The sequence below is a fragment of the Rossellomorea sp. DUT-2 genome, assembly GCF_052665285.1.
Genome location: NZ_JBQPEO010000002.1, coordinates 944,203 through 970,358 on the forward strand (window position 1 = coordinate 944,203; position 26,156 = coordinate 970,358).

A 26,156-nucleotide genomic window follows, 5' to 3' on the forward strand; every position below is an offset into this window, starting at 1 on the left:
TCAAAGAGTGAAAGTTTCGATTTTTTTCAATTCATTGAAAAATAAATAGGGCAATATTTGAAGATCATTTTGGTGATCTTCAGATATTGCCCCTTTACTTTTATTAAATATTTTTACCATTGAATAGGTGGAATTTCATTTATAGGCTTTTAAAAAAGATTTTTGTATATCCATTTATTAATCACATTACCCTAAAATCATCCATACTCTCTCCAAGTATATAGTGTGAAAACCACATCAAATTCTGCTTCATAATGGCCCGGTGTATTCCAGGTTTCCCAGAGCTGTATCCCATTCCATTAAATGTAACTAATTCTGTATCCACTCCCATATCCCGAAGTCCTTTATAGAGCTCATAAGCATTTGAAACTGGGACTCTTGCATCCTTTTCACCATGTTGAATCAAGGTGGGTGTACAGGCAGATTGAATATAGGTCATGGGTGAAGATTCAGCATAGATCTCTGGGTCATTCCATGGTGTATCTCCTACATGCATCCTGATAAATGATGGTAAATCCGTATTCACGTAATTGGTGACCCAATTACTAATTCCCCCTCCAACTGAGATCGCCTTAAATCGATCACTATAGGTAGAGCAGAATGCTGATATGAATCCACCTTGGCTCCATCCCATCACCCCTACTCGATCCTTATCTGCAATCCCCTGGTCTACGAGTGCATCCACTCCAGATATCACATCCTGGTAGTCACCGATTCCCAGGTTTCGATAGTTCGCCTTTAAGAATTCATACCCATACCCTGAGCTTCCTCTGTAGTTCGGTTCTAAAACAATAAAGCCCTTTTCAATAAACGATTCTACAGGGTACTTTTCATTGAAGCAGCTTGAATGGATGGGGAAAGAAGCCCAAGCTGGCCCCCCATGGATGAAGACCAATAAGGGATATTTTTTATTCCAATCAATGTCTATTGGGGTTGTTAATACCCCTTCTATTTCAAGATTATCACTGCTACTCCATGAGATGATCTCCCTGTTACTTTTCAGTTTCCCCTCAAACAGACCATTCTCGTTTGTTATTTTTTCATCATCTAAATAGACTTCGAAGGTTTCATTTGGTCCAGCCTTACGATAAGCTAGATGATTTCCATCCCCTGTTATAGAAGCCTCCATGATACAGCTCTCTGTTGTTTCGCTTAACATGTCCAGCGTTCCATCTTCGGATAGTAACCCGATAAGATAATTTGTTTGATCCTGCCACATCAGTAGAATCCCTTTAGCTGTCCAACGTATTGGAATAACCGTCCGGTCAAAATCTATCAATGGTTGAATCCGCTGTCCGCTCATAAGATCATAGGTTTCGAGTGTACTGTCCATGATATGTGTCTTATAGTACTCTTTCTCTCGTATGCTTGCTGAATAACATATTTTGTTACCATGAGGAGAAAAGCAGACGTTCCCTCCCAATAGCTTATCTCCACTCAGCTTCTGTAACTCTCCTGATTGACGATCGAGTATGTAGAGAGTTCCATTCTGATCATCTTCTCCATCGGGGCTTGGCTTAGCCATAAGCACCACTTTTTCCCCATTGTCTGAAACATTAAATTCGTGGATGTGAAAATCCCTGCCGTCCGTTAGTTGATGCGGACCAGTAGAATCTTTTAATTCCACATGCCATAAACAATCATTCTGGTATTCTCTGCCTACATGATGGAAACCTCCATAGTTCTCCCCGCGTTTCTTGATTTCCTCAGATTCCTTTGACTGTGCAACATAATAAAAGCCCTTGCCGGTAGGGTCCCAATTGAATTGACTTACCCCTTCTTTCTCATCCGTCACTTGAACCCTGCCATCACCATCGATCGACTCCACAAAGATCTGATTCTTCTTATCACCGTCACCCACTGAACGAAGGTAGGCAATATGTCTAGAGTCCGGAGACCATAATGGGCATGTACCTTCTAACCCGTTGGTGGTGAATGCGTAACATTCCCTCTTATTTTTTTCATATATCCATATGTTATTCCTATATGTATTGTCTTCCCAGTCAGCTGTGTTTTTGACAAATGCTACGTTATTGCCGTCCTCACTTATGTTTAAGCTTGATATGGTTGGTATTGAAAGAAGCTCTTCTATACTTAGATATGTTTTTTCATTAATATTCATTCATAGACACCTTCCGTGTAAACATCTAATACTGCCTATCCATTCAATGAGAAAGCAATTATTTAGTTTATTTGACCTGCAAGACAATGGATTAATCCCTCAGCTGTCTCTTTTTTACTACTATACTTTATTGGTGATTGAAATGTAGAAACAATAAAATGTTCTGATTCTTCACCATAGAGTGAACCTGTTTTATTAGCAACCATGAATTCCGCTTTGGAAGTCTCCATTCTAAGCTTTGCCCTTTCGAATAAGTACTTATGATCAACTGTATGTTCCAACTTAAAACCGACGAGTAAGATGTTTGGATTCCATCTTTTTATTTGAGATAATACTTTTGGGGCTTTCTTAAAATGAATGATTGGAGGTTCATCACTCGTCATTTTCCCTGTCTCCAAAATTGGATTTCCTTGTTGGTCTACTACTTTATCAACAACCCAATCAGATCCGGCAGCTGCCATGATCACAATATCAATGTGTTCAGATTGTACAAGCTTTTTGATTTTCCCACCTAAATCATCTATACCCTCAAATTGTATCAAGCGCATGTTTCGATGGTTTTCAGGGAGCTTTGCAAAATAGCCGTGTAAGTAAATGACCTCTGCTTCATGGTTCAACGCTTCTTCCGCTAAATAACACCCCATTGTCCCTTTTGCTAGATTAGTATGTCCCCTGACTGTATCCCACTTTTCCAGGGTACCTCCGCTTGTTATCAGGATCTTCTTTCCTTTTAATAGACTCATATATTCACCTACTACACTCTTCCTTATTGGTATTTAATCTTTCTATAGACTCCGACTCCCAGGTAATAAAGGAGGCCAATCCCCATAATAATCACGCCATAGACCATAAATCCTAATCCTTCAAATCCTCTGATAAAGACGATACCTATTACAAAAGATATATAACCTATAGCTGATATGGATATGGGAATAATAAACCCTCTTTTACTTTTCACCATGAAGAAATGAATCGAACTCAAAATCAATAATGCTGTCAGCACTGCCACTGCAATCACTGCATCCCCATAGTACTGCCACCACATGGAAACTACCCCTTTCGTATTACCTTTCTCCCTTTACCAAGAAAGGATTGGATCACATATATTCCTTTCAGTTAATGAAGAAGATCATTCAAACGGTACACTATACCAACTATAATTAAGCTTATTCCGTAACCCTATATTTTCTGCAACTGAAACAGAAGGTTCATTGATCTCCATACAATCCCAATACGGTAAAATCTTATTCTCTAAACAGTCTTGAACAAATGCATGTGCTCCCTTCTGTGCAAGCTTTTTCCCTTGATGATGTGGTAACGTCTCAATGTCAATGCCATGAACATTTCCAGCTACAACTCCTGAAAAACAAACGCTTACAATTTCTTTTTCAAAAACAACCATATACCCGACACCATGATTTAAGAACCTTTCAAACGATGGCCAAAACTCTAATAGTTTAGAATGCAAAAATCCAACGTTTTTATATGTTACTTGACCTTTGTTTTCCAACATACTTTTTGTAATTTTAACCGTTTCATATCCTTGTTCTAAAAGAGGTTCATTTTTCTGGATATAATGATCCTTTTGTAATTCATACACCCTTTGATTGTAACCCCTCAAATTTTCGCCAAATACGTTTTTAATCGTCTTATTCCATTTTGAATGGTCACCTATCGCTTCAAAACCTTTTAAACCCATTCTTCTGGCCTCGGGTTTGATTACTGTATTAAAAAAATGGTTCAGTTGACAATTAAAACCCTCATTCTCTTCGTTTCCAATAAAGATAAAACCATTATTGCTCCCCAGCCAAATAAATCCAGAGGTAGGAGCCTGAAGATCATCTACAAATATACGACCGGAATTCCAACCTTCAATAATGGCTTTTGATTCCAAGAGTCCCTCGTGAACTAATAATTCATTGCATTTATAAAATTCAGACTGTTCAAGCTCTGAAATCATCCGTTTTCATCCTTTCTCCTGACTATAACCACTAATCAATTATCTGGATGAGACGCTCGATTGAACTCCCATTATTGAAGAGTACTCAGATATCGATCCTTAATCAACCTTCGATGGTGAATTTCATGCCCGGCAATAATGTACGCAATCGCACGGGCCGTTACTTCGGAGCCGTTTGCGTTTCCACGCCGGCGCAACGCTTCTTCATCTATGCTGCTTAATAGAAGAATGGTGTGTTGACGGACAAGAGCTTGATGATGTAAAAGGTCCGATAATGAAAAGCGATTGAACTGCCCTCTTTTCACATACTCATCATCATTATATCCAGGAAGCATTTCCTGTTCTCCCCTGCCGATACTGAGAAGGCGGTAGCACATAATGCGCTCCGTATCGGTTATGTGGCCGATGACTTCCTTGATGGTCCATTTTCCCGGAGCATACTTAAATTCTGCCGTTTCCTCACTTAAGTCTTTCAACAGTTTCTTGGTTTCCTTTTGTTGATCATCAAGAATCTGGAGCAGATCTCCATCTAGGACATTGTTTACATATTCCTTATAATATGGGGGATATTCGTTTGTTTCTGGCTTCTTCAACATAGCTTCTACTCCTTTACACATGCTAAATGCATATCAATGATCGATTTACTTCTAAGAAACCCAAGATCTTCATAAAGTTTAATCGCTTCATTATCCTTAATGACAGATAAGCGGGTAGCCGGATACCCTGCACTCGAAGAATGGATCGAATGGGTTAACAAATATCGTCCAAGCCCCCTCTGTTGGTGATCAGGGTCCACGACTAAACTCATGATAAGTGGATAGTCTTCAAATTCCATGTGCAGACAGACACCCACAATGTTGTTAGTGCGATGATCGATCACAACTCTTGAACACTCATCCATGATTTTATTATGTTTATGTTGATTGATAAATTCGTTTACGTGGAGAAGATAATCCTCTTTCGTTCCGATTTGCTTATACGCCGGATTGGCTCTATAGGCTTTCATGAGTAAACATGCGATATCATTCCCATCTCCACGTGAAACAGCCCTTGAACTATACCCTTCAGGGAGAATGGCCTTCATTGGTTCCGTCGGACGAATCATCCATACATTCACCTCATGAATCTTGCATCCTTGTTGTTCATACGCTGCCACTTGGTCTTCTACCACTTCCCTTACAATGATTTTATCTTCAGTCGTCGATATTTTTTTTACATAGTTTAATAGCTTGTGGACCAACCCTTCATAGTCCTTATAGGGTGGCACTACAAATAAATCCGACATGAAATTAGGTTTTATAAATGCACCGCCAATAATGGTTTCGCCATCCATGATAAAATATCCGCAGTCAAAAATGGATGCGACTTCTATTAACGTCTCAGAGGACCTTCTAAAATAGGAATCTGCATTTTTTTGTCCATGATAAATGGAATAGTATCGTATGTATTCTTTGGGTTCTTGATAAACTAATCTTAATCCGTCTTCTAGTTTAATAAGTTGTTTCAAAGATTGACCTTGCTCACTCATGTTTTTCGCCCTTTCTCTTCAGCTCTACGCTGACCTTTAACTTAATACCAATTATTTCAAATTCACACGAGTTACTCAAGTAAATGGTCGAAAAAAAAGATGAAAGTTCCCTACCTAGATAACAAAAAGAACATTGGGGTTTTAAGCTCTTCCCAATGTTCTTTATCTTCAATTAACCCGCGTTATCGTATTTTCTAATTAAAGATTAAAGGAAAAGTAAATATTACGAAAGCTGCCCAAAGTCCGTAGACCGGTAAATACTTAGTAACGGAATCTTGGATAGTCGAGGGTCCGGATTTGTTTTGTAGAAAACGCATATAGGAGAACATAATCCAAATTAGATTTGCCCAGATAAGTATGTTTACACCTAATACAGCAAGTCTGTTTGGAGTAATCCCATATGAAGAAAGTCTGAACACGATGGCCGACAATGCCACACTGTCAATGATAAGGGCAAGAACAATCAGGGCAAAATTTATATAGTCTGAAATGGTTTTTTTCTCATCTGAGTCGCTTTCGGTAATGGAAAATATGGTAACGACCAATACACCAAGGAGGATTCCGTTGAAGGCTATCAGGAAATTACGGTCCATGAATGGATTTTTTCCGGTCCATATAACAGCAATAAGATAGACCAACAATGTGATCAGAACAAGAGGGCTAAAAATTTTAGCTAAATAGGGTGTAATATTTTTAGCAAGTTTAAGGTTCATTGATACCAGGTAGGCAGCCACAATAGCGAGAGAGGAAGCACCAAATAAAACGACATTGCTAAAATAAAATTCCTCTATATCCAAGCCGATAAAGCTGAATAACTGCATGGTTAATGCTGCCAGTACCATTCCACTCACAGCCATGCTGGCGTAGAGAATACCATATTCCAAATTAAATTTGATATAGGCTAATCTAGTACTTCCTTTTGAATACTCATTCCCTGTGAATGCAAGCCCTAGCACGATCCATAAGAATATAGGAATGTGTAAATAAGCAAGGATAGTACTGTCTTTATCATTTATAGGCAGCGTATTAAGATAAACCCAAGATATTAGGAACAATGCCGCAAGGGAATAAATAACACTTTTTTTCGGAGTATTTTTGTAAACAAAATAGGTAGCGATAAAAGGAACAATACCAAAGGCCAGGTTAATTGGAGCAATCACTTCCTGTTCGACAAAATGGAAAATGATCCTGGTAAATATCCCTGCCATAATGGCTAAAATGCCCATGAATATGAAATCTTTTTGAATCTTGGAAGATTTTTCTGTAATGGCTACCTCCTTGAAATGCAATCTTTCATACCAAACACCAAGGACCTGAGAATCAGGATTTTGTTCCCATGCCTGTAAGAAGGAATGTTTAAAAGCTTTTGGATCTTTTCTATAAATTCTCTCCAGTTCATGAGGGTCACCCATGTTTTCAATAATCGAATTGTTAGATCCCATCGTAATACCTCCTAATAATTGTTATTTTTCCTCCACAATGTTTAACGATCTTCGTCACTTTTGTATTCTAATATATCCCCAGGCTGACACTCTAAAGCCTTACAAATTGCCTCTAAGGTGGATAATCGAATCGCTTTCGCCTTTCCATTTTTCAATATAGAAAGGTTAGCCATCGTTATCCCAACCCTCCCCGAAAGCTCCGTTACGCTCATTTTCCTTTTTGCTAACATCACATCAATATTGATTATTATTGGCATTGTTATTCACCTCAGACCGTTAAATCATTTTCTGATTTAATATCAATTGCTTCTTTTAATAGTTTCTGGAGAACTGCCGCAAACACTGAGATAACCATCGAAGCAAAAGGAACAACCAATCCCACAAAGATAACTCCTGGTGCGTCGTCTACTTCCGCAAAGATATAGAAGAGCGGCAAAACTAGTACATGCAAAATACTGATTGTGATTGCACAATGTTTGATATTCTTTAACGCTTTTACAGATAAATCAGAGAAAGCTTTATGTTTGTCAATGTAGCGCAGGAGTTTAAAAGCCTGATACAAAGCAAAATAAAAAGGTATTGCTGATGCATAAAAAACGATGAAAACGAAATATTTTATAACCGCAAACTCTGGAAGTAATGTTGCTGAAAGGTCCGCCATCTCAGGCACCAAAAAGATGCACAGAGCAAGAACTGGGACACCTAAAAAAATTACAGCTATTTTCAAAAACAACGTTGTCACATTTTCCATAAAAGCACCTCATTTATTTATTCTGTTATTGATTTTAATATAAAATTTATTGATTTACAATAAATACTTATTAATTATTATAATAATTTTATTGTTGTTCACAATAATTATTCCTAAATCTTCTACACCCTTCGTTCCCGTATAATAATATTCTCTGAACCAATCTTCTACTTCATGGTCTTCTCTCATCACCCGAAACTAAAATACATTAGTGGCACTCCTGGGAAAAATAATAAGGGTAATGAAAAACTGGGGATTAGTACTTTTTAGATTTTTTTCAAAGCTAAGAACTTGTCGAAGAAGTTGAAGTTCTGGCAGGTCAAACTGGATTTTTGTCGAAACTTATACATGAGACATGAGACGTATGAAATTCATTAGATGGGGGGGAACATGATGGCAGAAGTTTTGTTGTTTCACCATGTTTTAGGCAGAACAAAGGGGATTGAAGCAATCGCCGATCAACTGAGAGATGCGGGGCATATTGTGCATGTGCCAGATTTATTTGAAGGCCGCAAATTTCCCTCACTGGAAGAAGGCTTAGGATTTGTAAAGGAAATCGGATTTGAAGAAGTAACGGCGCGTGGTGTTCGGGCAGCCGGTGACCTTCCACGCGATGTCGTCTATGCTGGTTTCTCACTCGGTGTCCCGGCAGCACAGCAGCTCTCTCAAACTCGTGAAGGCGCAAGAGGCGCACTGTTTTTTCATGCCTGCCTCCCGACCTCGGAGTTCGAATCTCAGTGGCCTGCCGACTTGCCTGTGCAAATTCACGCCATGAGTGCAGATCCTTTCTTCGTTGAAGACGGTGATATCAACGCGGCCCGTGAACTTGTTGCATCGGCCAATCACGCTGAACTTTTTCTATACGAGGGCAAGGAACATCTCTTTACCGACAGCAGTATACCTTCTTACGATGCTGACGCGACGAAGCTTGTGATTAAACGGGTTCTCGACTTTCTCGCATAGCTGTATCTTGGTCAATCACAGGGTTCATTTCAAGTATTTTCCAAGGTGGATTCACATCGATAAGGTTCAATCCCTTTGAAGCACGGAGACGGTTCTGTGCTTCCTTTTTGATTAAAAGGAAGCAACAAACCGTCCCCACTCTACCTTGTTCATCTATTAACTAGATTGCTACAAGAATTGTTTAGCCAAAATGAGAAATAGCAGGTCCAACTAATTTACATGTTGGCCTGCTATTTCTTCAGTCAATATTTTATTGGTCTATTTATTTTTTATATAGCACTTCAATTTTGTCCGTTTTTTACAAGTGCCGTCTCTTTTAATAAGGTATTCTAGAGTAAAAGCAATAAACAAGGAGGAACGAACAATGAAACCAAGAATTACCGTACTAACTCTCGGAGTAGATGATCTGGAAAAATCACTGGAATTTTATCAAAACGGTCTACATCTTCCAACTGAAGGGATAGTTGGGAAGGAATTTGAGAATGGCGCCGTGGCTTTCTTCGATCTGCAAAATGGAGTCAAACTCGCCATCTGGGAACGAAAAAGTTTAGCGAAAGAAGCCAATGTCCCCCTCTCTCCCAGGAGTCCTTCTGAATTCACAATCGGACATAATGTAAGCAGTAGAGCGGAAGTGGATCAGGTGATGCGGGAGGCTGAAACAGCCGGGGCAACAATCACTGATCCAGCGAAGGATACATTTTGGGGAGGATATTCTGGTCACTTCCTGGATTTAGACGGACATTTATGGGAAGTAGTGTGGAATCCACATTGGGAATTAGAGCAGTAAAGATGCTTGGTAAAACCAGCTCAATTTTATTGTGCTGGTTTTTGCCTCTTATTCTAACTAAATGGAGTCTGACATTTATCGCATTTTTGCAAGAATTAATCATATTAACAGTGCTTTCTTACTAAAAAATGTGAAACACTTTTCACCATGCTCCATCTTAATTCTAACTACAAAACGGCCTTTTATAGACTTAATACGAATTATTCCAAAATAAACCAGAATACTCAAGGGGAATTTCAGATAATAGGGACTTACCCTATTCTGGATAAGCCCCCTTCCCTCTATTGCTCTTTCAATATTGAATACTTTCGATAAGCCTTAAAATAACTCCCGGCCAATAAAACTACCATAAAGGCCGGAAACAACTTCAAAAGGACAAATGGAGTTTCAAATAAGAATGCTTTCCAAAATAATGCACTCTCCATACTCCAAAGACCTTCATGGTATAATCCCGGATCCCTGTAGTACCTAAAAGAATAAATCAGAAAAATCATACCAAACCAAAAGGAATAGCCCATGATTCGTTTATAATAATGACTCTTTGACTCTCGATCAGAGAAGATTTCATTCTGGTCATCACTTTCTTTTTGCCAATAGCGTATTCCACTCAGCCAGTACCCCTTCAGGTAGTTCCAACCGAAATCCTCATAGATTGCTTTATATTCCTCGAACTTTTTCTTAGATAAATAATCTTGATAATCAAGTCGCATAACATATCTCTTATCCGTTTTTTCGAAAGTGTATATTCCCAGCCCACTAATGTTTGTGCAGAGATAGCCTTTTTGTAATTGCTCATTCAGCCAATGCTCTTCTTTTTCAATACTTATGAAAAATTTAAACTTCTTCATTCGCTTCACTTCCTTCATACAAGGATAAAAGATGCAAGAGCCTTTCTTGCTCCATTTTCAAAATAGCGCTTCCTTCTGAAGTTATACTGTAAATTTTCCTCCGGCCTGAATGTCCAACAGGTTCAATCCACCCGTGTTTATTCAAGTTTTCAATCGCACCGTATAATGTCCCGGCCGCTAACAGAACCGTCCCATTACTCATTTCTTCAATCTTCTGCATCGCGGCATAGCCGTGGAGTGGCTCACGCAGAGCTAATAAAATATAATGCATGGTTTCAGACAACGGCAATAATTTATGTTTCATGTTCTCACCCTTTATTCAGTTCAACTATATAGTTCAGCTTAATAATAATTTATTACAGTTCAACTGAATAGTCAACCGTATTTTCAAATTCCAATCAAAAAAAGCCGATTTCCGCTACGTTCGGAAATCGACTTGCTGTATTCCATATTACCAGTGGGCTTGCAGCTTATTGCCATCTAGATCATAAAAGTGGAAAAAGGAATGACCGTTATCTTCTTTAATATCATCGACCATAACCTGATGATCCATTAAGTGTTGATGAAATTTAGCTAGCTCTGGACTTGTAAAGCCAATGCTGAATTCTTGTTCTTGGTTAATGGTAAAATGGGCAAAGGTTTCGTCTTCTGTTGGGATTAGGATCAGTAAGAAAGGTCCTTCATTTATTTTTATCACCGCAAGTTCCTCCGTTAAGTTTACTAACTGAAGACCTAATACATCTCTGTACCAATGTGCAGACCGTTCTAAATTCTTTACTGGAATTCTAATATAATGCACTTGTTCAATGAATGAATTACTCATATCCTTCTCTCCTTTTTACTGGTATATCAAGTAGTTCGCTTTCTATATACCTTCCTCTTCAAATTCCCAATTAAATTCCACAATACTAAGATTTACTGTGAATGCACTTCATTTCTCTCTACTACTAATGTCTTTGTCAACTGTTATCAGCTCTATCACTCTCTTCTTCCAGACCTATCACTTTACCGTCTAAAATATCGTCTACAGGGGTGTAATGATTATCAGGGAGTTTCTTTCTTCTAATAGCTTTAATAATAATAAACGCTGGTATGGCAATATAAACAACAAAAGCAAGTCCACTAGATAGTACCTCTTGTACGCTATTTATAATTTCCAACTGTTTACCCTTACCTCCCTTATAGAAAAATAGTTTTATACTATTAGAATGTGAACGGCTGGAAAAAGAAAAACCGATAATCTCATATGAATGATTTCAGACTGCCTTCCGAAAAATATTCATATTAAAACGGTCCCAATCTTCTTTTAAATCATTAAAATGCAAAATACTCCACGCATTAAAGAAGGTCTGTCCTCGTTTGTTAAAGAACAAATCATCGTCTATGCAGTAAGTTGCGTGTTGAATGATCCCGTCTGAATTTTCCCAAGTAACCACATCACCTGCTTCTATATCCTGAGATGTGATAACGTGATAATGTTCATTTTCTAAACTTTGAAGAAACGTTTGAGGATGTACCCATTCATATATGATCCATTCTTGTTGAGTGATGGCGAACAGTGTGGCTGATAAACAATTACTTCCTGCTGTGGAGGGAAAGGTGTTTGTAAACTTAATTAAGTGTGGAGGTGTTTTGATCGGATAATCGTAGCAAATCCAATCCTCCCATTGTTGTGCAATCTCTTTCATAAGTTCTTCCTTACTGTGATAAGAGAGTTCATCCCACATCGCTTTATGGAGGACTAGATACTCCTCACCCTTCACTTCTATCATATTTTCACTGAGGGATGATGTGTCTACAGAGAAGTCAGAGATTGGATGAATCAATCCCCTGCCCACTTCCGTTTGAATATGAAAAAGGTCTATTTTCTTTTCATCAGGAAGCCGATCACACCAGCCTGGAGGTGTCACAAGAACATAATTTACTTCCTTTGATATACTCCAATACTCATAACTGTTCGCAAATTGTATCTGTTTATAAGATGAATGGTTCATAAACTCTTCGTGAGGAATGACCAAGACATTACTTATATATTCTTTAAAACTAGCAAGTTTATCCTCAGGAAGGAAAAACAAGTCTTTATCCGGTACATAAGCCTTTATCCACTCTCTCATATTGTCAGATGTTGGCTGGATCTTTCTTATCAAATTAACTCACCTCTGTAGTTTGGAGTGATTTTCTAGAAGAGTTACATTAGCGTATCCTTTAGCGAAACAAGGGAGTGGTTGCCTTTAACAATCACCGCCTGATTCATTATCTTACTTATTATCGGTATCACCTTCAGTTGTTCCCAAGAGGTAATTATCTCTTACCTTTTCGTTCTAAAAGAATAGGTGCTATATTTAGTAAGATAGAAGCAATTGTCAAAAACCATAATGCCCTTTCCATACCAGGTACTACATCCCCTAAAGCTGCCCAATCTTCCACTTCTACCCACTCCCATACAAGACTGTATTCTGCACAAAGTGTTAATGCTGTAAATGATAATCCCATCGCCATAGCAAGCTTATAATCCTTTCCTGCTGTATACATATAAAGATTTATAAAAGTGACTACTATTGCCATAACCCCTAATATAACCCACATAACACTTCCTCCATATTTCTTTATTTATAACGTTCAAAAATACTCATGTGCTTCATTTCTATTCACCAAATTTACATTTTTCTTAATTATTTCAAATATATGTAAAAAATACAATCACTTATTTCATCAACTGGCCCTTTATGGGAATAAACATCCGCAGTTACAGGCTTTCCTTGCTTTGTTACTTCGCCAACAATAACTAAAAGAATAAAAAAACCGAGCCTAAAATCTTTATGATTTCAAACTCGATTTCCTATGGTGAATCTATTGTTTCCCCTAAATCACTTTATACTACTGGATATAAACAGGGAGGCATCCTGATTCATGAAAATACGTTCTCCATGATGGAAAGTCTTGATTTCCGTTGACTTAAATCCCGCTTCGGATAGCCTTTCTTTCAGTTCTTCATGGACAAAACCGTTGTGAACCTTCGGGTGGCTGATGTTATCGTTTTTGTCAAAATCAACAATAATGAGCTTGCCACCATCATTCAGAATGCTGCACAACTCATTTAGAATCTTTTTAGTATCGGGAATATGAAGAAGGACGAGTGACATTAACACGATGTCAGCCTTAAGATCTGGAGTTCCCTGGGTAAAATCTGAATAAAGTGCTTCCGAGTTGGTGATACCTTTTTGAGAGATCTTTGCATTCGCAACCTCTACCATTTGTTCAGATGAATCGATCAACAAAATGGATTCCACTAAATCCGTTAATTCCAGACTAATCAGACCGGTGCCACTCCCGTAGTCGATTAAAGATTTTGATTTACTATTTTGTAGTTCTTGTTTTACTTCCTTAACAATTACCTTTGCCAATTCTATTCGATCTTCTGTATCGTATCTTTTCGCCATCTCTTCAAAAACGTTATTTTCCATATTTCACTCTCCTATCCATAGCAATGGAGCTGCGTGGTAAACATTATATCAAATCATGAAGAGGCGATTCTATCAATCAAATCCTTTCATAAAGACCCAAGTGAACGCGAGGGAACAAGGAGAGCTTTATAACTCTATTTCCATCCGCCTCATTTTTGTCTTTAAATTCATTGATTCATAAAATTTTATAGCATTCTCGTTAAACTCCCACACGCCTAATTCTAATGAGTCCGCTTCTGTATTCTTTGCGTACTCTACTATTTTTTCAAAGAATATTCTCCCTAACCCTTTTCCTCTGTACTTATGATCAACACCAAAATCGTCCATATAGACCACTTTCTTTGGAATGAGAATGGGTCTTTCCTCTGTATGTCTGATCGTAAGGATTGAATAAGCGATTGGTTGGTCTTCTTCCAGTAAGAATACCTTTGTATTTTCTCCCTCTATCAAGTGGTTAAAATACTCTTTGTCTAACGTAGTATCAGCCATCTTATAATGGTCCGGTCTTTCCTTTGTATGCATTTCATGAACTTGTCTTTGTATTCCATGAACCACATCATAATCATCCTTGGTGGCTTCTCTAATATGTATATCCAATATACTTTCCCCCTGATGTTTGCTGTTAAAGTCACTTCTTAATGTAAACTACCGCTACTTAAAACAATATTAAATTAATTCTATTCAACCTTATCCTTCTTCCATTTATAAGGGACTTTCGACCAATTATATAACATCAAGAACAAGAACATAAAAAAACAGATCATAATATTATCTACCCACTGAACTTGTCGATCATCGATCCTTTGATAAACAGTGGATGATAAGAAATATATCAAGGTGAGCTTAATGCTTTCCTTAAACATTTTTATGCTACTCCCTTCTTTGTAAATTACTTTTACAAGTAGTTATTCATCAATCAAACTACTATTTCCCTTAATACCAATTATTTCAAAATCCAGTATTCTACTCAAGAAGATTTTTCACAAAAAAGAGGTATCCACTACTCCCCTCCTCACTTCAATAAAACGTTAACGTACTGAGGGTCAGACACCGAAATCCTTATCTATTTCAATAACTTGGTAACTATTCTAACAACCACACAATAAAAAACAGAAAAGAGCTATATAAAAAGCCAATTTACTGATAAACGCAGTAAATTGGCTTTTCGGTTGGTCTTTATTTACTCCTATAGATTACTTCAAAATGAGGATACCATCGGATACGGGGCGCTCACCAGTGTCGTCTGACGGTTTGTTTACAAGTTGGTCATTAACGTTCATCGCTGATGAACCTCCACCATCAAGGTTCATTCCTTTAATCGCCCCAAGCGATTGAAGGATTCGAGCACTTTCATAGAAGCTGACACCAATACTCTGTTCCGGGTTACGACCCTCTACAGTGATGAATAAAATATTTCCGTTTTCTTTAATGCCCGCAAAGGATCTTGGATGACGATATTGTGCAAAATGATAATAGAAGTCATTGCTCCATGCAAATCCCTCTTCTTTTGCCTGAATTTCTATCTTTCCATCATCAAGTAGTTGAGGTGCCCCGTTGATGATATCTAAACTAGGTTGAGTTTTTATCTGCTTTCCATCAGCTGTTACTGTTCTGGTGATCGACAACTTCTCTCCTGCTGAGACATTATCTTCTAGCCAGTCTGCCTGTTCTCCTGTGGCTGAAAGCACACTGCCGTTCGCAGGAATACTGTGACCTCGTTCGGAGTATGCGTTAACAATTTCCCCATTTTCATCCAGCACGACTTCGAAGCCGTCTCCTTTAGGAGTAACATCACCGAAATAGGAGTTATATTCGATGATTTCTTCCTCATCAGTACATGTCACATCATGCTTGGGTTCATTGGTTTCCTTGTCCGCAACCCCACCGCAGCTACGGATCAATCCAGGTTTCCGGTTGATACCATCAATGACCGAGCTTTCGCCATTTTCAGTTTCGACTTGTAATGAAGTTGAGGTATTTGTTATCTCTGCGTTGTTACCGGAAAGAAGGAGGCTTGTACGATCTCCAATCGCTTCGCTTACCAATTGTCCATTAACTACTGAGACCCCCGCCGGATCACCAGGAATTCCATCAGCTGAACCTACGACAAAGTAGCCTCCATTTATTCCAGCTAATGCTTGAGTCCGATTTACCATAGAAGATACGGTTTCGCGGCCTGTGACTTTATTCTTTGCCAGTGAATTCGTCAGTTCACCCTGAAATTCTTCAGGATCAATCTCAAGAACATCAATTTGCCATGGACCCGTTGATTTCGTTGTTCCATCATATTCCGAGAAAGTGGCTCTTGCTTTCTCAAATCCCTGAGCTTTCAGTTGATCTGCTAATTCATTTGCTGATTTCTCTTCTTTGAAATCCCCTGTACGAATCACATATCCAATTTTTTTCTCTTTTACATCTGTGAATGGCGAATGTTTATTCTCTACTTTATGAAGCTTTGCTTGGTATCCCTTTTCCTTCAGTTCTTGAATAAGGGTATCGGCTTTTTCCTTTGCATCAAAAAAAGCTACATCCACCGTATAATAGGCTTTATCTGAATAATAACCTCTAGTAATATCCGTGTATGTGACTCCTTTGGCTAATTGTTTTGTGATCCGTGATTCAGGTAAATTGTTCTTCCCGATTGAAAGATTCTCTTGAGGATTTGCAGCTTTGGCATCATGATCCTGCAGTCCAATTGAAAGAACAGTAGAAAGTGATAACGCAGATACAATAGCCGTTTTCAACAATGAACGGTACATGTCTTAAAACCTCCAAACATTTTTTGTTGCAACACCATACTAGCGGGAATTTAATAATAGACTGTTACATTAGTATAAATATTTGATGAACTTCCTTCAGATTTTATTAAATTTATATCAAGGTAAAGCAAAGAAAAGGATCTAGATCAATTCCTATATAACATCGTGAAACTATTGTAATTAAACAAAAAAAACGAGCATGAAATCACAAAAATTTTCATCCTCGATTTCCTGTGCTAATTCTATTTCTTCTCGGCGTACCATGGACAAAACCGTTATGAACCTTCGGGTGGCTGATATGATCGTTTTTGTCAAAATCAACAATCATGAGCTTGCCACCGTCATTCAGAATGTTGAACAACTCTTGTAAAATCTTTTTAGTATCGGGAATATGAAGAAGGACGAGTGACATTAACACGATGTCTGCCTTAAGGTCAGGAGTTCCTTTGGTGAAGTCTGAATAAAGTACTAATCCCCATTCATTATCCCTTAATTTATTATTATTCAATTAACCTGTCCATAAATTGAAGAAGGGCAATAGCTGGTGATCAATTACCTGATCTTCAGTTAATGCCCCCTTTAATAGAAGATGTCTTCTTAACCTTTTCACCTAAGAAAATAAACTGTATAGGAAATAATCATCGTGATGGCGACTAAAACAGATATTACTAGACCAATAACCCCTAGTATGCCAACCCATCCTACTGTATAGGTGATAAAATATAATTGATATCCGAAACCTAAAAGTATTATAGCTAAAGGAACATTAAAAGGAAATGTACGTTTCCAAACAAGTGCTAATACTACAGATAGGAAAAGCAATACTATTCCAAGGGTAGAATTTGCAGTGTCCCATCGGAATTCCATTCGAGATTGCCCCGCATCCTCAGCTTGTGGGTTGGACAGGTTTTTTACTCCTTCTGAAGCTTCGGAAATCAGAATAAGCCCCATCAGCACAATAATCCCGAATACAATCCAATTAATCTTTTGAAATTTCTTATTCCTCTTCAAAATTTGTTCTTTGGTCAAGCTCTCACCTCTCCGTTGTTAGAGAATGAAAAAAAGTTACTTAATTACTCAAAAGAAATTTCTTTAAGGGTTATTTCTTCTTCTGTTAACCTGCCCTTTACTTTAACAAGGGGGCTGCTTATTCAGCAAACACCTCCATTTATGGTTACAAAATTTCATTAATTGAAAATTAGCTTTAAATAATCTGCGTGACCTCTTATTAGTTCAATTTCTTCGTCAGTTGATACCCAAAAGAATTGAAAAGTAAGTCCTTTTTCTTCTCCTCCACCTGTAGGATTGTGCTCCCAGAATTCCAAAATTCCCCTCCAATAAAAAAAGGATCTGGAAGCTTACTTTCAGATCCTTTCCATATTGACGCTTTGAATTCCTTTATTTTCACATCAAACCCTTATGAATTTTTCAGTGGTAACTAATTATTAATTCGTTTGTTAACTTCAATCGTAATGAACTCCGGCAAATAATTGGGAGTACATCCTTTTGATACCATTTCATCTTTGTAAAGACCCGTTTTCTCACCAAGTTTCATACAACGTGCTCGATACTTTTCATCATAAACGCCTATCCAGCCTGCGGTAAAATTCATAGCCCATTGAACTTCCGGTTCTTCCTGCGTAATAGTAGCTTCAATTGCAGATAGTAAGTCTGCGGTGTTATCAGGCGGTGTTTGTCCAGTCCATCTCAATCTCGCTTGAAAATACCAGAAAGCTCGTCTTTGAAGAGCAGAAGGACTATTTTCCCATGACTCCATCAATGCAATGTTTTTCTTGTCTTTGGTGAACTGATTAGCCATTAACCAATCCATTAAGTTATTTCGCTCATCATATGTGTGAGTCTGCATATCCTGATCAAGCTTATTTAGTACATCTTGTGAAAGAAGTTTTTTGTCCATAATTAAGATTGCCAATAGTCTTGGCAAAAACTCTCCGGTTGACCAAAGTTCCATAGCTAGTTCGTGATCTTTTTTAATGTCCTTCGCGATTTTTCGTAAGTCGCCTAGCTTAGTTTTACTAGTGATCTGAGGTAGAATGTTTTCTGCTTTTGATGAGCGTTTTATTTCTGTGCTTTTATTAATATTCATTTGCCACAACTCCTTCTTAAAGCACTGTTAGTCCTTGGCAGGATATATCAATAAATAATTTTCATTATAAGTCTTATTGCATACAATTGTACCATAACAATGTAAAAGGAATGATTCATTTTGCCGTTATTTATGATACGGTTCCCCACTACCAGTGCTAAACTACATCTTCAACAATCTGGCCCTTTAACTGAATAACCATCAAAAAAACATCGCCTCATTTCATTCTGAAATGATATATCTCCGGTTAGAGAGGAACCTTCCCCGCTCTACTGTCAAAACAAAAAGGAGATGCAAATCCACTACAAACAGATTTACTCCCCTTATTCTCCTTACTCATGTTCAACTTAGCAAACTCCCTTTCATCCAAGCCCGCTCCCGAAAAGGTCCGATCGGTATTTGGATCAAGGTCGTTTGGCCCTTTGAATCTAGTTTGTAAATTCCATCCGTCAACGTTGTATCAAACCCAAGCAGCGGGTGTCCGCCAAACCCGCAGGCAGATGAAGACAAAAGCAGGCGCTGTACAAGCATTCCGGCTTCCATTTGCATGATTCTGTAGCCTCTGTAGCCCAGGGTGTCTTGATAGTAATCTTTGTTTCCTATGATATGAAGGCATAGGGGCACTTGAAGCAAATTGACGTTATCAAGTGACAGACCTGATTGAAGCTGAAGACGATAATCTCCTGAGCTGATTTCCTGCAATGAATGGCGGCCGATGTCATATGCGTATGCGCCATTCGGTACGCCTTCCACATTATAAAAACAGCCAAAAATAGAAACACCGGATTCACTACCGTAAGGAACTTCGTCGATGTCGCTACGGAACGAGTAGGACTGAGTGGCTTTTTTCAATATCGTCGCGAGTTTCTGCTGACTGACCTTACCCATGACAAAATCCATTTCAGGGGAATGGCGATTTTTGCATGCTTCAACAAAATCATACGTAAAGGACTCCACCTCTGGCAGAAGGATTTCGTTTTCCCCTGTTCTAAAAACCTGTTGTTTTCCTAGTTTCTGAAAATCGCCTGTTGAATCGATTTGGGAAGCCTCATTCACTGCCAGTAACATAGGAAACTCTCTAATCCTTTCCGACTTTTCGTAGAGTTCTGCAGAAATAGCCGGCAGCTCGCGGCATAATTCTTCTGCGCTGAGTGTCCGGAACACTCCCCTCCCAGTTCCAGCCCAATTCGTTGCAGCAACCGAAAGCGGGATGACGGAATAGACGCTTTCCTCCTCCTCTGTCAGCCCAAGCAAACGATTGATCGCTGAGTCCAGAAATTGAACATATACCCCTGACTCGAATCCGAACCGTTTGGCCGTTTCCAGCAGCTGTCCCTTGAGGACACCGGCATCCAGTCCCTGCAGCCGATAGGAAAAGTTATTGTATTTAAAGAAGTTTTTCCAAAATCGTGTGGAGACAAAGGCTGCGCCAAAACACGTTGAGATATCGCAGCGATTGCCGAGTGCCCGTTCTAAGTACGAATCGACATTCCCTTCCCGGAGCAGGACGAGGCGATGGTGGGCGACATCATAATGGTAGATTCCAGCGGGCAAATCATCCAACTTTAAATAGATATAGAGTTCATTTGGGTAAAGCGCCCCTCCTGATGGAGCAAACCGCCGATAGGAGTGGATGGGGTAAGACTCCTGATCCAGAGAATCATCCGGATCCACCGACTGGCTTACCCCGGTGATGCCATAGACATACCAGAGAAAGTGCCCGATTCTTTCTAAATCGGGTGTTGACGGCGGCTGGCTCTCGATCAGTGACACAGGTACTTCCAGAGACAATGGCACAGCCCGCAAATCCTGGTAAAGCTTGTAGGGAAGAGGGGCATCCTCCCAGTCCACTTCCCAGTTTGGCTGATTGGCCCGATTGATATTACATTGCAGATCTTGTAAAAATCCTTCCAGACTCATCCTCCTTACCTCCTAGTACCTTAAGGAAACGGATGCGGTTTTTGATTGAGCTGCTCATAGGTCAGCGGTCGGTCATAATATCCCAGTTCTGCAGGGACGTTAAGGACTCTATCCAACCCTGTCAGACGGGTGAGATGATGTCCGAATGTCATGGGAAGCATGCCGGGAATCAAGACTTTCACACAGTATAGTCCGTTCTTTTCAAGTTCTGGTGCGGTTTGATCAACGACAATGACATCAAGGTTCCGGTTTCGGAATCTTTCAAGAATATCCTTCAGGTCATCCGTAAGATCACTGTGATCGGAACTCCAATTGAATTCCTCCTTGAAACTTCGCGAAGGCCGGCTGTCATCCTGTAAAAATTTGAAACGTTCCTCGGCCTGGGGCAGTCCATACAGCATACCGTGATCATCCATCTGCCTTACGAGGGAATCATCGTCAAGCATTTTTTCGTAATTCCCCTTGTTCTTATCCAATTTTTCATCCAGATTCAGCATCATCCCGGCGAGCTCCTGAATCGCGCTTTTTGCCGCTCTCACTGGATCCAGATGGGCACCCGCCGCGAGGATCAGATTCAACCCTGTATCCTTCCTGTTCTTGGCCATCGCAAAGACGCTTGGAATTCCGTGCTCCATGGTAGAGTCATACAAATGTAGATCATACCCTGCGACCGCCCGCATCCGGTCAATCATTAACTGCAGTTCTTCGTCCTCTGCTGTAAGAGGGTCAAGACTCGGCAGGTTGAGCTCGGCATACCAGGTCAAAAGGAACGAATCCCGTTCGACCACCTCCATGATTCCGTAAAAAATCGCTTCCTCCCTGCTTCCTCCAAGTGCACAGCCATTGGACGTTTCATAGACAAAACCGGATGAGCTGCAGCCCAGACTGTAATAGGCAAGGAGCTCAGGGACAAGGAGCTGACGCTCATCGATGAGTGAATAACCCCACACCCAGTCCATTGCCCGATCAGGGTCAAACTTTTCAAATGGGAAACCCGGCATGGCGTACTGCTCGTCGGTGTGGACGCCGACCTTTAGGGGATTCAGTGCATGCTCCGCCAACTGTCGGTAGCTGTCATGGACGACTGTCCTTTTGCCCCGGGGCTGCAAACCGCAGTGACGTTCCAATCCTTCAAGAATGGCTGTCAGCTCGCTGTCTGAGTAGACTTGAGTCCGGCCGGCCGTCCCTTCATCCCCGGAGAACATCGGCATATTGACGCTCGCATCGGCAAATGGCGTCACCAGGTCATACATCTTGCTGTTGAAAAGTCCGGTCCGATTATCCAGATAGTCTTTGATCAGGACATTTTTCAGTTCATCCAGGGGAGTACAGCGGAAACTGCCGGCATGGATCTTCGGACTGGGTTTGAGGGAAACACGTGCTAACTCTGGTGAATCGTCTGATATCGGGCTGCAATTATGGCATAGTGAGTCGGGAACGAAAGAGTGCCAGGAGCTGTTCAATGTTTTCAAGTCGGTTAGACATACCCTTCCTTTGGAGTGTGGCTTTGCCCCTTCAAGGACCCGGCTAACTTCTGCTGCGATGATGTGAGCCATGTGCACTAAACCGGTATTCGAAGCCCATGGATCTTTTGTGATTCCACCCACTTCAGCGAGTTTTTCCTGTACCTCCCGCATTTCATTCCGTTCCTTTCCTCCAAGGAGACGTCTCAAATCGGCACATTGTGAGCATCCTGGTGTGTTCGGTAGAACCAATGGGCCGATGATTCCCTCTCCGAACGAAACGAAGCCTCTCATCCATGGGATAGACGACTCCCTCATCACTTCTTCTGCCATTTGATGCACAGCCGGATTCCATTTATCATCAAGTGTCAGCACCAGATCTGTCTGTGCCGGGAACTTTTTTTCAACGTTTTCTTGCCGGAAAACGGGATACCGCGCTGAAATTTGTGCACATACAAGGTCCGCAAGCAGCCCATCCCCCACAATCACCACGAAAGAATTCATCCGTTTTCCTCCTCTCGCAGCAGCACACCAAACACGCCTTCGAGCTCCTGTTTAAAAACGGACTCAATATTCAGTTCATATACCACTACCTGCTTCTGATTCCTTTTCAAGGTTTCGATTGCTTCTTTCAGGAGCTGGGTCCTGTCTTCACTAGCTGGAATGGTGATCCTCTCTGGCTTTCCTTGCTCTAACGCAACAACAACCGGTGTTGCGTCGAAAGCCTCCTTATCGTTCTGAGCTAGAAAGAGCGCTTGTTGCAGAGAGTTCCTCAGTGCCATGGTGATCGTTACATCGGTATTTCCATACCAGCCATTCCTTCCACGAACATAGACGACAGGAAATCCGGCCAATTCCTCCCCTAATCCGATTTCCGGCTGGCCTTGCATGGTGGTCAGTGCCTGTAGATAATAACGGCATGCCTCATCCTCAACCTTATCCAATTCAAGACGGGAAATCGTACTGCTTTGAACCGATTCTCTTTTCCTCAGCCCATCAGTCAAACACTTCCGAAGACCGCGGCCGAGGCATTCTGCAAACGTCGCTCCTGCGCAGGTGGCCATATACTCACCTGTCTCCCGAGGAACAATCAAACTGGCCAATCTTGAAGCGTATCTCTCTATCCCTCTTAACCCGGCTTCCCGGCGTGCTTCTACATGGGTCAAGCCGCTGCAGATCACCTCATCCAGCAGTTCCGCAGGACCCTCGGTCAGGACATCGACCGGCTGCACACGGCATTGAGCCAATGGCAGCTGCTTCGTATCTCCTTCTTCCCATACATGAAATATCCCCGTTTCTTTTGACGTTAGCAGAGTAAAGAGATATAGCACTTTCTCACGGTCAGATCTTTCTGAAACCTGTTCGATCCGTGACTCCACACTCTGAACCGCTTCAGCTGCTAAATGCCCTGTCTCCAGGGGATGGGATAAAAAAGAATGCCAGCTTCCTTCAAGCGTTTCTGTATCCATCAGAAAGATTCGATTTCTCTGATTGGATTTTGACACTCCCGTTAGCTCTTTGAATAGTTCAAAGACAATCATATTTGCAAGCATCGCTCCAGGGATCGCCGATTCCATCGAAAACTGATTTTCTTTTCGTAAGGCAGTAGAATGGACGCGCCTCCATGCAGATTCCCATCCAGCCTCGGAATCAGGGTGGATGATGGGTCCTGCGATTCCTGTCTGCCTGTTGCAAATCGCCGGAATCAACAGCTTCTTATCGGTCCGGCAAATGTCATGGAGGAGGTCCAATTCCTCAAGGTTTTCGTTTTGACTACCATATAAAATGGAATCAAAGGGCTTCAGGGTCTCCCGCCATCCGTCTTCACTGAATCCGACTTCCAGGAGGTCTACCTCCGGATCCGTTTTACGCGCATGTTCCACGAGTTCCTGCAGCCGCCCTCTATTCGTCGGTACCTCATCGGTCAAGAGCACCTGCAGCTTAGCCAATCCGGATTCAATCAGCGATGAAACGAGTGAAGTCAGAAATGGGCCAGATCCCACTGCCAGGACATTGGCCCCGCGGTAGGTTTCAAACCTTGAAGCGCCCGAACCTGCCAAACTGTCGACAAATTCGATCTGTGATGCGAATTTACTCACTGCATGTTGGGGCAGCTGGTGTGGCAGATCCTTGCTCACGTCCCGGACAAATCCGTTTTTATGCAAAACCTCCGCTATTTCCATGACCCTGTTTATATAAGGTTCAGGCAGTCCGTTCGTCAAATACTCAAGGGAGTACTCCCCATTAAACATCGGAAGCAGCTTCTCAACCCACTGATCGATTCCACGTCCCTCCATGCGGAAAGAGCATTGGTTATTCCTAAAGAAAACACCGCTGTTTGGTTCAGGGAGATAAAACGTATCCCTCTTTACTTTTAAACGCATAGAAGGGTCCAATTTTTCCATAGCGCTCCTCCTTACACCCGCTAATGTGACTATCATTATCATCGTATGTGTCTCACTTTGTCCCTTATGTATAAAAAAAGACCCCTGCACTGACTCGTACAGGGATCATGTTGAAAACGAAATTCTAAAAGCTGATTAACGGCCGCAGCGTCCACATCTGCCGCAACCGCCACACCGGCCACCTCCGCCGCATCTTCCGCACCCACCGCAACGGAAGCATCCACCACAGCCTCCACACCCAAAACAGCTAAAGAAGCATGAGAACCCAAAGCCAAAACAGCCGCCAAATCCAAGGAAGAGTCGTTCGTCATTAGGATCATACATGTTTTGATCCCATGAAACAGGTTGTGTTGCCTGGAAATCACCAACATTCAGATTTTGAATTTCATTGTGAAAATGATTCATCAATTTTATTACCTCCCAAGTAAGTTACCCATTGTCTCTCACAATTAAGGAACAAGAACAGTCGAGCTTTCCAAGAAAAAAATTCTGTCATTTAGGTAAATTCACTATATATGAACACTCCCAAACAATTTATGTCACCTTGCTGGGTATTGTGATTGATACAAAAGCCTATTTTACAGGGACATGAACAAAAAAATACTCCCGTCAATGGACCGGAGCTTGAACCTTTTTATCTAGTTCCGTCAGAACATGAAATAGAGGAGCCGGCATCTGCCGGCTCCTCTTAAGACTTATCTATGATTCCTGCACACTTCTCTTAAATCCTTCATCACTTCTTCTTTTTCTTCCCATGAATAAATCGAAGCCCCTGCTGCCAGTGGATGTCCTCCGCCGTTGTATTTTTTGGCGATGGTGTTGATGATTGGTCCTTTGGAACGGAGGCGGACCCTGATTTGATCACTTTCTTCAATGAAGAAAACCCATGCTTTGATGCCTTTTACGTTCCCCAATGTACTGACCAGTAAAGAAGCTTCTGAAGGAATGACCTGATGCTCTTCAAGAATTTCTTTCGTCATGATCATGCTTGCACAGCCATCCTGATCCATTTCGAAGTTTTGAAGGACATATCCGTGCAGCTTAATGACATTGGAATCAATCTCGTACATTTTATTGAATAGTTCATTACGGTCAAAATCAAAGCGAATCAATTCACCTGCGATATCGAACGTATTCTGGGTTGTACTTGGATAAAGGAATCTTCCCGTGTCCCCCACAATCCCGGCAAATAAAAGCCTTGCGCCCTCATCAGATAGCGTGAGTCCTTTATCCTTACCGAACAAGTAGAATTCATAGATCATTTCGCTTACTGAGCTTGCGGATGTATCGATCCATAAATAGTCTCCATATGCATCTTCATTGGGATGATGGTCGATTTTAACGAGCTTATCCCCTAATGTATAGCGTCTGTCACAGATCCGTTCTTCATTAGCCGTATCGCACACGATGATTAAAGCTCCTTCGAACACATGGTCTTCAATGACATCCAGGCGTTTTAAATAATGAAGACTTTCATCTTCTTGCCCGACGGCATAAACCTTTTTATCCGGGAAGGACGTTTTCAGCATTTCCACGAGGCCTCCCTGGGAGCCGTATGCGTCAGGATCCGGGCGAACATGTCTATGTACGATGATGGTTTCATATTGTTTGATGAGTTCCAGTATTTGTTCTTTCAT

General features: G+C 40.8%; 28 protein-coding genes and 1 pseudogene. 2 read left to right on the forward strand and 27 right to left on the reverse strand.

Annotated elements, in window-relative coordinates:
* Positions 1-181 precede the first annotated feature (181 nt).
* The 9 genes from ACOSV2_RS10535 to ACOSV2_RS10575 form a co-directional block, all read right to left on the reverse strand.
* Positions 182-2,122: a S9 family peptidase gene (locus ACOSV2_RS10535; RefSeq protein ID WP_428975018.1), complete on the reverse strand. Its 1,941-nt coding sequence runs from the start codon at positions 2,120-2,122 to the stop codon at positions 182-184.
* Positions 2,123-2,184: 62 nt separating this feature from the next.
* On the reverse strand, positions 2,185-2,865 hold the full coding sequence (locus ACOSV2_RS10540) for a phosphopantothenoylcysteine decarboxylase domain-containing protein (protein WP_428975019.1): 681 nt from the start codon (positions 2,863-2,865) through the stop codon (positions 2,185-2,187).
* 23 nt (positions 2,866-2,888) lie between these two features.
* Complete coding sequence (locus ACOSV2_RS10545) at positions 2,889-3,167, reverse strand: hypothetical protein (RefSeq protein ID WP_428975020.1); 279 nt, start codon at positions 3,165-3,167, stop codon at positions 2,889-2,891.
* Between the two features lie 84 nt (positions 3,168-3,251).
* On the reverse strand, positions 3,252-4,082 hold the full coding sequence (locus ACOSV2_RS10550; RefSeq protein WP_428975021.1) for a GNAT family N-acetyltransferase: 831 nt from the start codon (positions 4,080-4,082) through the stop codon (positions 3,252-3,254).
* Between the two features lie 71 nt (positions 4,083-4,153).
* Positions 4,154-4,678 (reverse strand): DinB family protein, encoded by a 525-nt coding sequence (locus ACOSV2_RS10555; protein ID WP_428975022.1) that lies wholly within the window; start codon positions 4,676-4,678, stop codon positions 4,154-4,156.
* Positions 4,679-4,683: 5 nt separating this feature from the next.
* Complete coding sequence (locus ACOSV2_RS10560; RefSeq protein WP_428975023.1) at positions 4,684-5,610, reverse strand: GNAT family N-acetyltransferase; 927 nt, start codon at positions 5,608-5,610, stop codon at positions 4,684-4,686.
* A 194-nt stretch (positions 5,611-5,804) separates the two neighbouring features.
* Positions 5,805-7,052, reverse strand: a complete 1,248-nt coding sequence (locus tag ACOSV2_RS10565) for a DUF4153 domain-containing protein (protein WP_428975024.1) — start codon at positions 7,050-7,052, stop codon at positions 5,805-5,807.
* A 41-nt stretch (positions 7,053-7,093) separates the two neighbouring features.
* Positions 7,094-7,309 (reverse strand): helix-turn-helix domain-containing protein, encoded by a 216-nt coding sequence (locus tag ACOSV2_RS10570; protein ID WP_428975025.1) that lies wholly within the window; start codon positions 7,307-7,309, stop codon positions 7,094-7,096.
* An 11-nt stretch (positions 7,310-7,320) separates the two neighbouring features.
* Positions 7,321-7,803, reverse strand: coding sequence for a DUF2975 domain-containing protein (locus ACOSV2_RS10575; RefSeq protein WP_428975026.1), 483 nt, complete (start codon positions 7,801-7,803; stop codon positions 7,321-7,323).
* A gap of 390 nt (positions 7,804-8,193) precedes the next feature.
* Here ACOSV2_RS10575 and ACOSV2_RS10580 point away from each other — a divergent pair, with 390 nt between their 5' ends.
* Positions 8,194-8,766 (forward strand): dienelactone hydrolase family protein, encoded by a 573-nt coding sequence (locus tag ACOSV2_RS10580; RefSeq protein WP_428975027.1) that lies wholly within the window; start codon positions 8,194-8,196, stop codon positions 8,764-8,766.
* Between the two features lie 364 nt (positions 8,767-9,130).
* Positions 9,131-9,553 carry a VOC family protein gene (locus tag ACOSV2_RS10585; protein ID WP_113969637.1) on the forward strand — a complete coding sequence of 141 codons (423 nt, stop codon included), beginning with the start codon at positions 9,131-9,133 and terminating at the stop codon, positions 9,551-9,553.
* 281 nt (positions 9,554-9,834) lie between these two features.
* Here the strand turns inward: ACOSV2_RS10585 and ACOSV2_RS10590 are convergent, their stop codons facing one another.
* The 18 genes and pseudogenes from ACOSV2_RS10590 to ACOSV2_RS10675 all read right to left on the reverse strand — a co-directional run bounded on the left by ACOSV2_RS10590 (position 9,835) and on the right by ACOSV2_RS10675 (position 26,156).
* Complete coding sequence (locus ACOSV2_RS10590; RefSeq protein ID WP_428975028.1) at positions 9,835-10,401, reverse strand: DUF2812 domain-containing protein; 567 nt, start codon at positions 10,399-10,401, stop codon at positions 9,835-9,837.
* Positions 10,388-10,705, reverse strand: a complete 318-nt coding sequence (locus tag ACOSV2_RS10595; RefSeq protein ID WP_113969640.1) for a PadR family transcriptional regulator — start codon at positions 10,703-10,705, stop codon at positions 10,388-10,390. Before ACOSV2_RS10595 ends, ACOSV2_RS10590 begins: the two co-directional genes overlap by 14 nt.
* A gap of 147 nt (positions 10,706-10,852) precedes the next feature.
* On the reverse strand, positions 10,853-11,224 hold the full coding sequence (locus ACOSV2_RS10600; protein ID WP_428975029.1) for a VOC family protein: 372 nt from the start codon (positions 11,222-11,224) through the stop codon (positions 10,853-10,855).
* 136 nt (positions 11,225-11,360) lie between these two features.
* Positions 11,361-11,561, reverse strand: a complete 201-nt coding sequence (locus tag ACOSV2_RS10605) for a hypothetical protein (RefSeq protein ID WP_428975030.1) — start codon at positions 11,559-11,561, stop codon at positions 11,361-11,363.
* 96 nt (positions 11,562-11,657) lie between these two features.
* Positions 11,658-12,548 (reverse strand): hypothetical protein, encoded by an 891-nt coding sequence (locus tag ACOSV2_RS10610; protein WP_428975031.1) that lies wholly within the window; start codon positions 12,546-12,548, stop codon positions 11,658-11,660.
* Between the two features lie 154 nt (positions 12,549-12,702).
* Positions 12,703-12,987 carry a hypothetical protein gene (locus ACOSV2_RS10615; RefSeq protein WP_428975032.1) on the reverse strand — a complete coding sequence of 95 codons (285 nt, stop codon included), beginning with the start codon at positions 12,985-12,987 and terminating at the stop codon, positions 12,703-12,705.
* 281 nt (positions 12,988-13,268) lie between these two features.
* Positions 13,269-13,865 carry a class I SAM-dependent methyltransferase gene (locus tag ACOSV2_RS10620; protein ID WP_428975033.1) on the reverse strand — a complete coding sequence of 199 codons (597 nt, stop codon included), beginning with the start codon at positions 13,863-13,865 and terminating at the stop codon, positions 13,269-13,271.
* Positions 13,866-13,991: 126 nt separating this feature from the next.
* Positions 13,992-14,462, reverse strand: a complete 471-nt coding sequence (locus ACOSV2_RS10625) for a GNAT family N-acetyltransferase (protein WP_428975034.1) — start codon at positions 14,460-14,462, stop codon at positions 13,992-13,994.
* 596 nt (positions 14,463-15,058) lie between these two features.
* A complete protein-coding gene (locus ACOSV2_RS10630; RefSeq protein ID WP_428975035.1) occupies positions 15,059-16,624 on the reverse strand; it encodes a phosphodiester glycosidase family protein in 1,566 nt (521 codons plus the stop codon).
* A 262-nt stretch (positions 16,625-16,886) separates the two neighbouring features.
* Positions 16,887-17,090: pseudogene (locus ACOSV2_RS10635) on the reverse strand (class I SAM-dependent methyltransferase); the annotation flags it as partial.
* Positions 17,091-17,230: 140 nt separating this feature from the next.
* Positions 17,231-17,653 (reverse strand): RND transporter, encoded by a 423-nt coding sequence (locus ACOSV2_RS10640; RefSeq protein WP_428975036.1) that lies wholly within the window; start codon positions 17,651-17,653, stop codon positions 17,231-17,233.
* Positions 17,654-17,811: 158 nt separating this feature from the next.
* Entirely contained in the window at positions 17,812-17,949 is a 138-nt protein-coding gene (locus ACOSV2_RS10645) for a hypothetical protein (RefSeq protein WP_428975037.1), read from the reverse strand.
* Between the two features lie 113 nt (positions 17,950-18,062).
* Complete coding sequence (locus tag ACOSV2_RS10650; RefSeq protein WP_428975038.1) at positions 18,063-18,731, reverse strand: DNA alkylation repair protein; 669 nt, start codon at positions 18,729-18,731, stop codon at positions 18,063-18,065.
* Positions 18,732-19,073: 342 nt separating this feature from the next.
* Positions 19,074-20,651 (reverse strand): SagB family peptide dehydrogenase, encoded by a 1,578-nt coding sequence (locus ACOSV2_RS10655; protein ID WP_428975039.1) that lies wholly within the window; start codon positions 20,649-20,651, stop codon positions 19,074-19,076.
* A 20-nt stretch (positions 20,652-20,671) separates the two neighbouring features.
* Complete coding sequence (locus ACOSV2_RS10660) at positions 20,672-22,618, reverse strand: TOMM precursor leader peptide-binding protein (protein WP_428975040.1); 1,947 nt, start codon at positions 22,616-22,618, stop codon at positions 20,672-20,674.
* Positions 22,615-24,519, reverse strand: coding sequence for a putative thiazole-containing bacteriocin maturation protein (locus tag ACOSV2_RS10665; protein WP_428975041.1), 1,905 nt, complete (start codon positions 24,517-24,519; stop codon positions 22,615-22,617). Before ACOSV2_RS10665 ends, ACOSV2_RS10660 begins: the two co-directional genes overlap by 4 nt.
* A gap of 135 nt (positions 24,520-24,654) precedes the next feature.
* Entirely contained in the window at positions 24,655-24,924 is a 270-nt protein-coding gene (locus ACOSV2_RS10670) for a heterocycloanthracin/sonorensin family bacteriocin (RefSeq protein ID WP_428975042.1), read from the reverse strand.
* 290 nt (positions 24,925-25,214) lie between these two features.
* Positions 25,215-26,156: a DHH family phosphoesterase gene (locus ACOSV2_RS10675; protein ID WP_428975043.1), complete on the reverse strand. Its 942-nt coding sequence runs from the start codon at positions 26,154-26,156 to the stop codon at positions 25,215-25,217.

Excerpts from the sequence above, each read along its gene's own strand:
- ACOSV2_RS10535 (WP_428975018.1), bottom strand. The coding sequence starts at position 2,122 with ATGAATATTAATGAAAAAACATATCTAAGTATAGAAGAGCTTCTTTCA.
- ACOSV2_RS10540 (WP_428975019.1), bottom strand. The coding sequence starts at position 2,865 with ATGAGTCTATTAAAAGGAAAGAAGATCCTGATAACAAGCGGAGGTACC.
- ACOSV2_RS10545 (WP_428975020.1), bottom strand. The coding sequence starts at position 3,167 with ATGTGGTGGCAGTACTATGGGGATGCAGTGATTGCAGTGGCAGTGCTG.
- ACOSV2_RS10550 (WP_428975021.1), bottom strand. The coding sequence starts at position 4,082 with ATGATTTCAGAGCTTGAACAGTCTGAATTTTATAAATGCAATGAATTA.
- ACOSV2_RS10555 (WP_428975022.1), bottom strand. The coding sequence starts at position 4,678 with ATGTTGAAGAAGCCAGAAACAAACGAATATCCCCCATATTATAAGGAA.
- ACOSV2_RS10560 (WP_428975023.1), bottom strand. The coding sequence starts at position 5,610 with ATGAGTGAGCAAGGTCAATCTTTGAAACAACTTATTAAACTAGAAGAC.
- ACOSV2_RS10565 (WP_428975024.1), bottom strand. The coding sequence starts at position 7,052 with ATGGGATCTAACAATTCGATTATTGAAAACATGGGTGACCCTCATGAA.
- ACOSV2_RS10570 (WP_428975025.1), bottom strand. The coding sequence starts at position 7,309 with ATGCCAATAATAATCAATATTGATGTGATGTTAGCAAAAAGGAAAATG.
- ACOSV2_RS10575 (WP_428975026.1), bottom strand. The coding sequence starts at position 7,803 with ATGGAAAATGTGACAACGTTGTTTTTGAAAATAGCTGTAATTTTTTTA.
- ACOSV2_RS10580 (WP_428975027.1), top strand. The coding sequence starts at position 8,194 with ATGATGGCAGAAGTTTTGTTGTTTCACCATGTTTTAGGCAGAACAAAG.
- ACOSV2_RS10585 (WP_113969637.1), top strand. The coding sequence starts at position 9,131 with ATGAAACCAAGAATTACCGTACTAACTCTCGGAGTAGATGATCTGGAA.
- ACOSV2_RS10590 (WP_428975028.1), bottom strand. The coding sequence starts at position 10,401 with ATGAAGAAGTTTAAATTTTTCATAAGTATTGAAAAAGAAGAGCATTGG.
- ACOSV2_RS10595 (WP_113969640.1), bottom strand. The coding sequence starts at position 10,705 with ATGAAACATAAATTATTGCCGTTGTCTGAAACCATGCATTATATTTTA.
- ACOSV2_RS10600 (WP_428975029.1), bottom strand. The coding sequence starts at position 11,224 with ATGAGTAATTCATTCATTGAACAAGTGCATTATATTAGAATTCCAGTA.
- ACOSV2_RS10615 (WP_428975032.1), bottom strand. The coding sequence starts at position 12,987 with ATGTGGGTTATATTAGGGGTTATGGCAATAGTAGTCACTTTTATAAAT.
- ACOSV2_RS10620 (WP_428975033.1), bottom strand. The coding sequence starts at position 13,865 with ATGGAAAATAACGTTTTTGAAGAGATGGCGAAAAGATACGATACAGAA.
- ACOSV2_RS10630 (WP_428975035.1), bottom strand. The coding sequence starts at position 16,624 with ATGTACCGTTCATTGTTGAAAACGGCTATTGTATCTGCGTTATCACTT.
- ACOSV2_RS10650 (WP_428975038.1), bottom strand. The coding sequence starts at position 18,731 with ATGAATATTAATAAAAGCACAGAAATAAAACGCTCATCAAAAGCAGAA.
- ACOSV2_RS10655 (WP_428975039.1), bottom strand. The coding sequence starts at position 20,651 with ATGAGTCTGGAAGGATTTTTACAAGATCTGCAATGTAATATCAATCGG.
- ACOSV2_RS10660 (WP_428975040.1), bottom strand. The coding sequence starts at position 22,618 with ATGAATTCTTTCGTGGTGATTGTGGGGGATGGGCTGCTTGCGGACCTT.
- ACOSV2_RS10665 (WP_428975041.1), bottom strand. The coding sequence starts at position 24,519 with ATGGAAAAATTGGACCCTTCTATGCGTTTAAAAGTAAAGAGGGATACG.
- ACOSV2_RS10670 (WP_428975042.1), bottom strand. The coding sequence starts at position 24,924 with ATGAATCATTTTCACAATGAAATTCAAAATCTGAATGTTGGTGATTTC.
- ACOSV2_RS10675 (WP_428975043.1), bottom strand. The coding sequence starts at position 26,156 with ATGAAAGAACAAATACTGGAACTCATCAAACAATATGAAACCATCATC.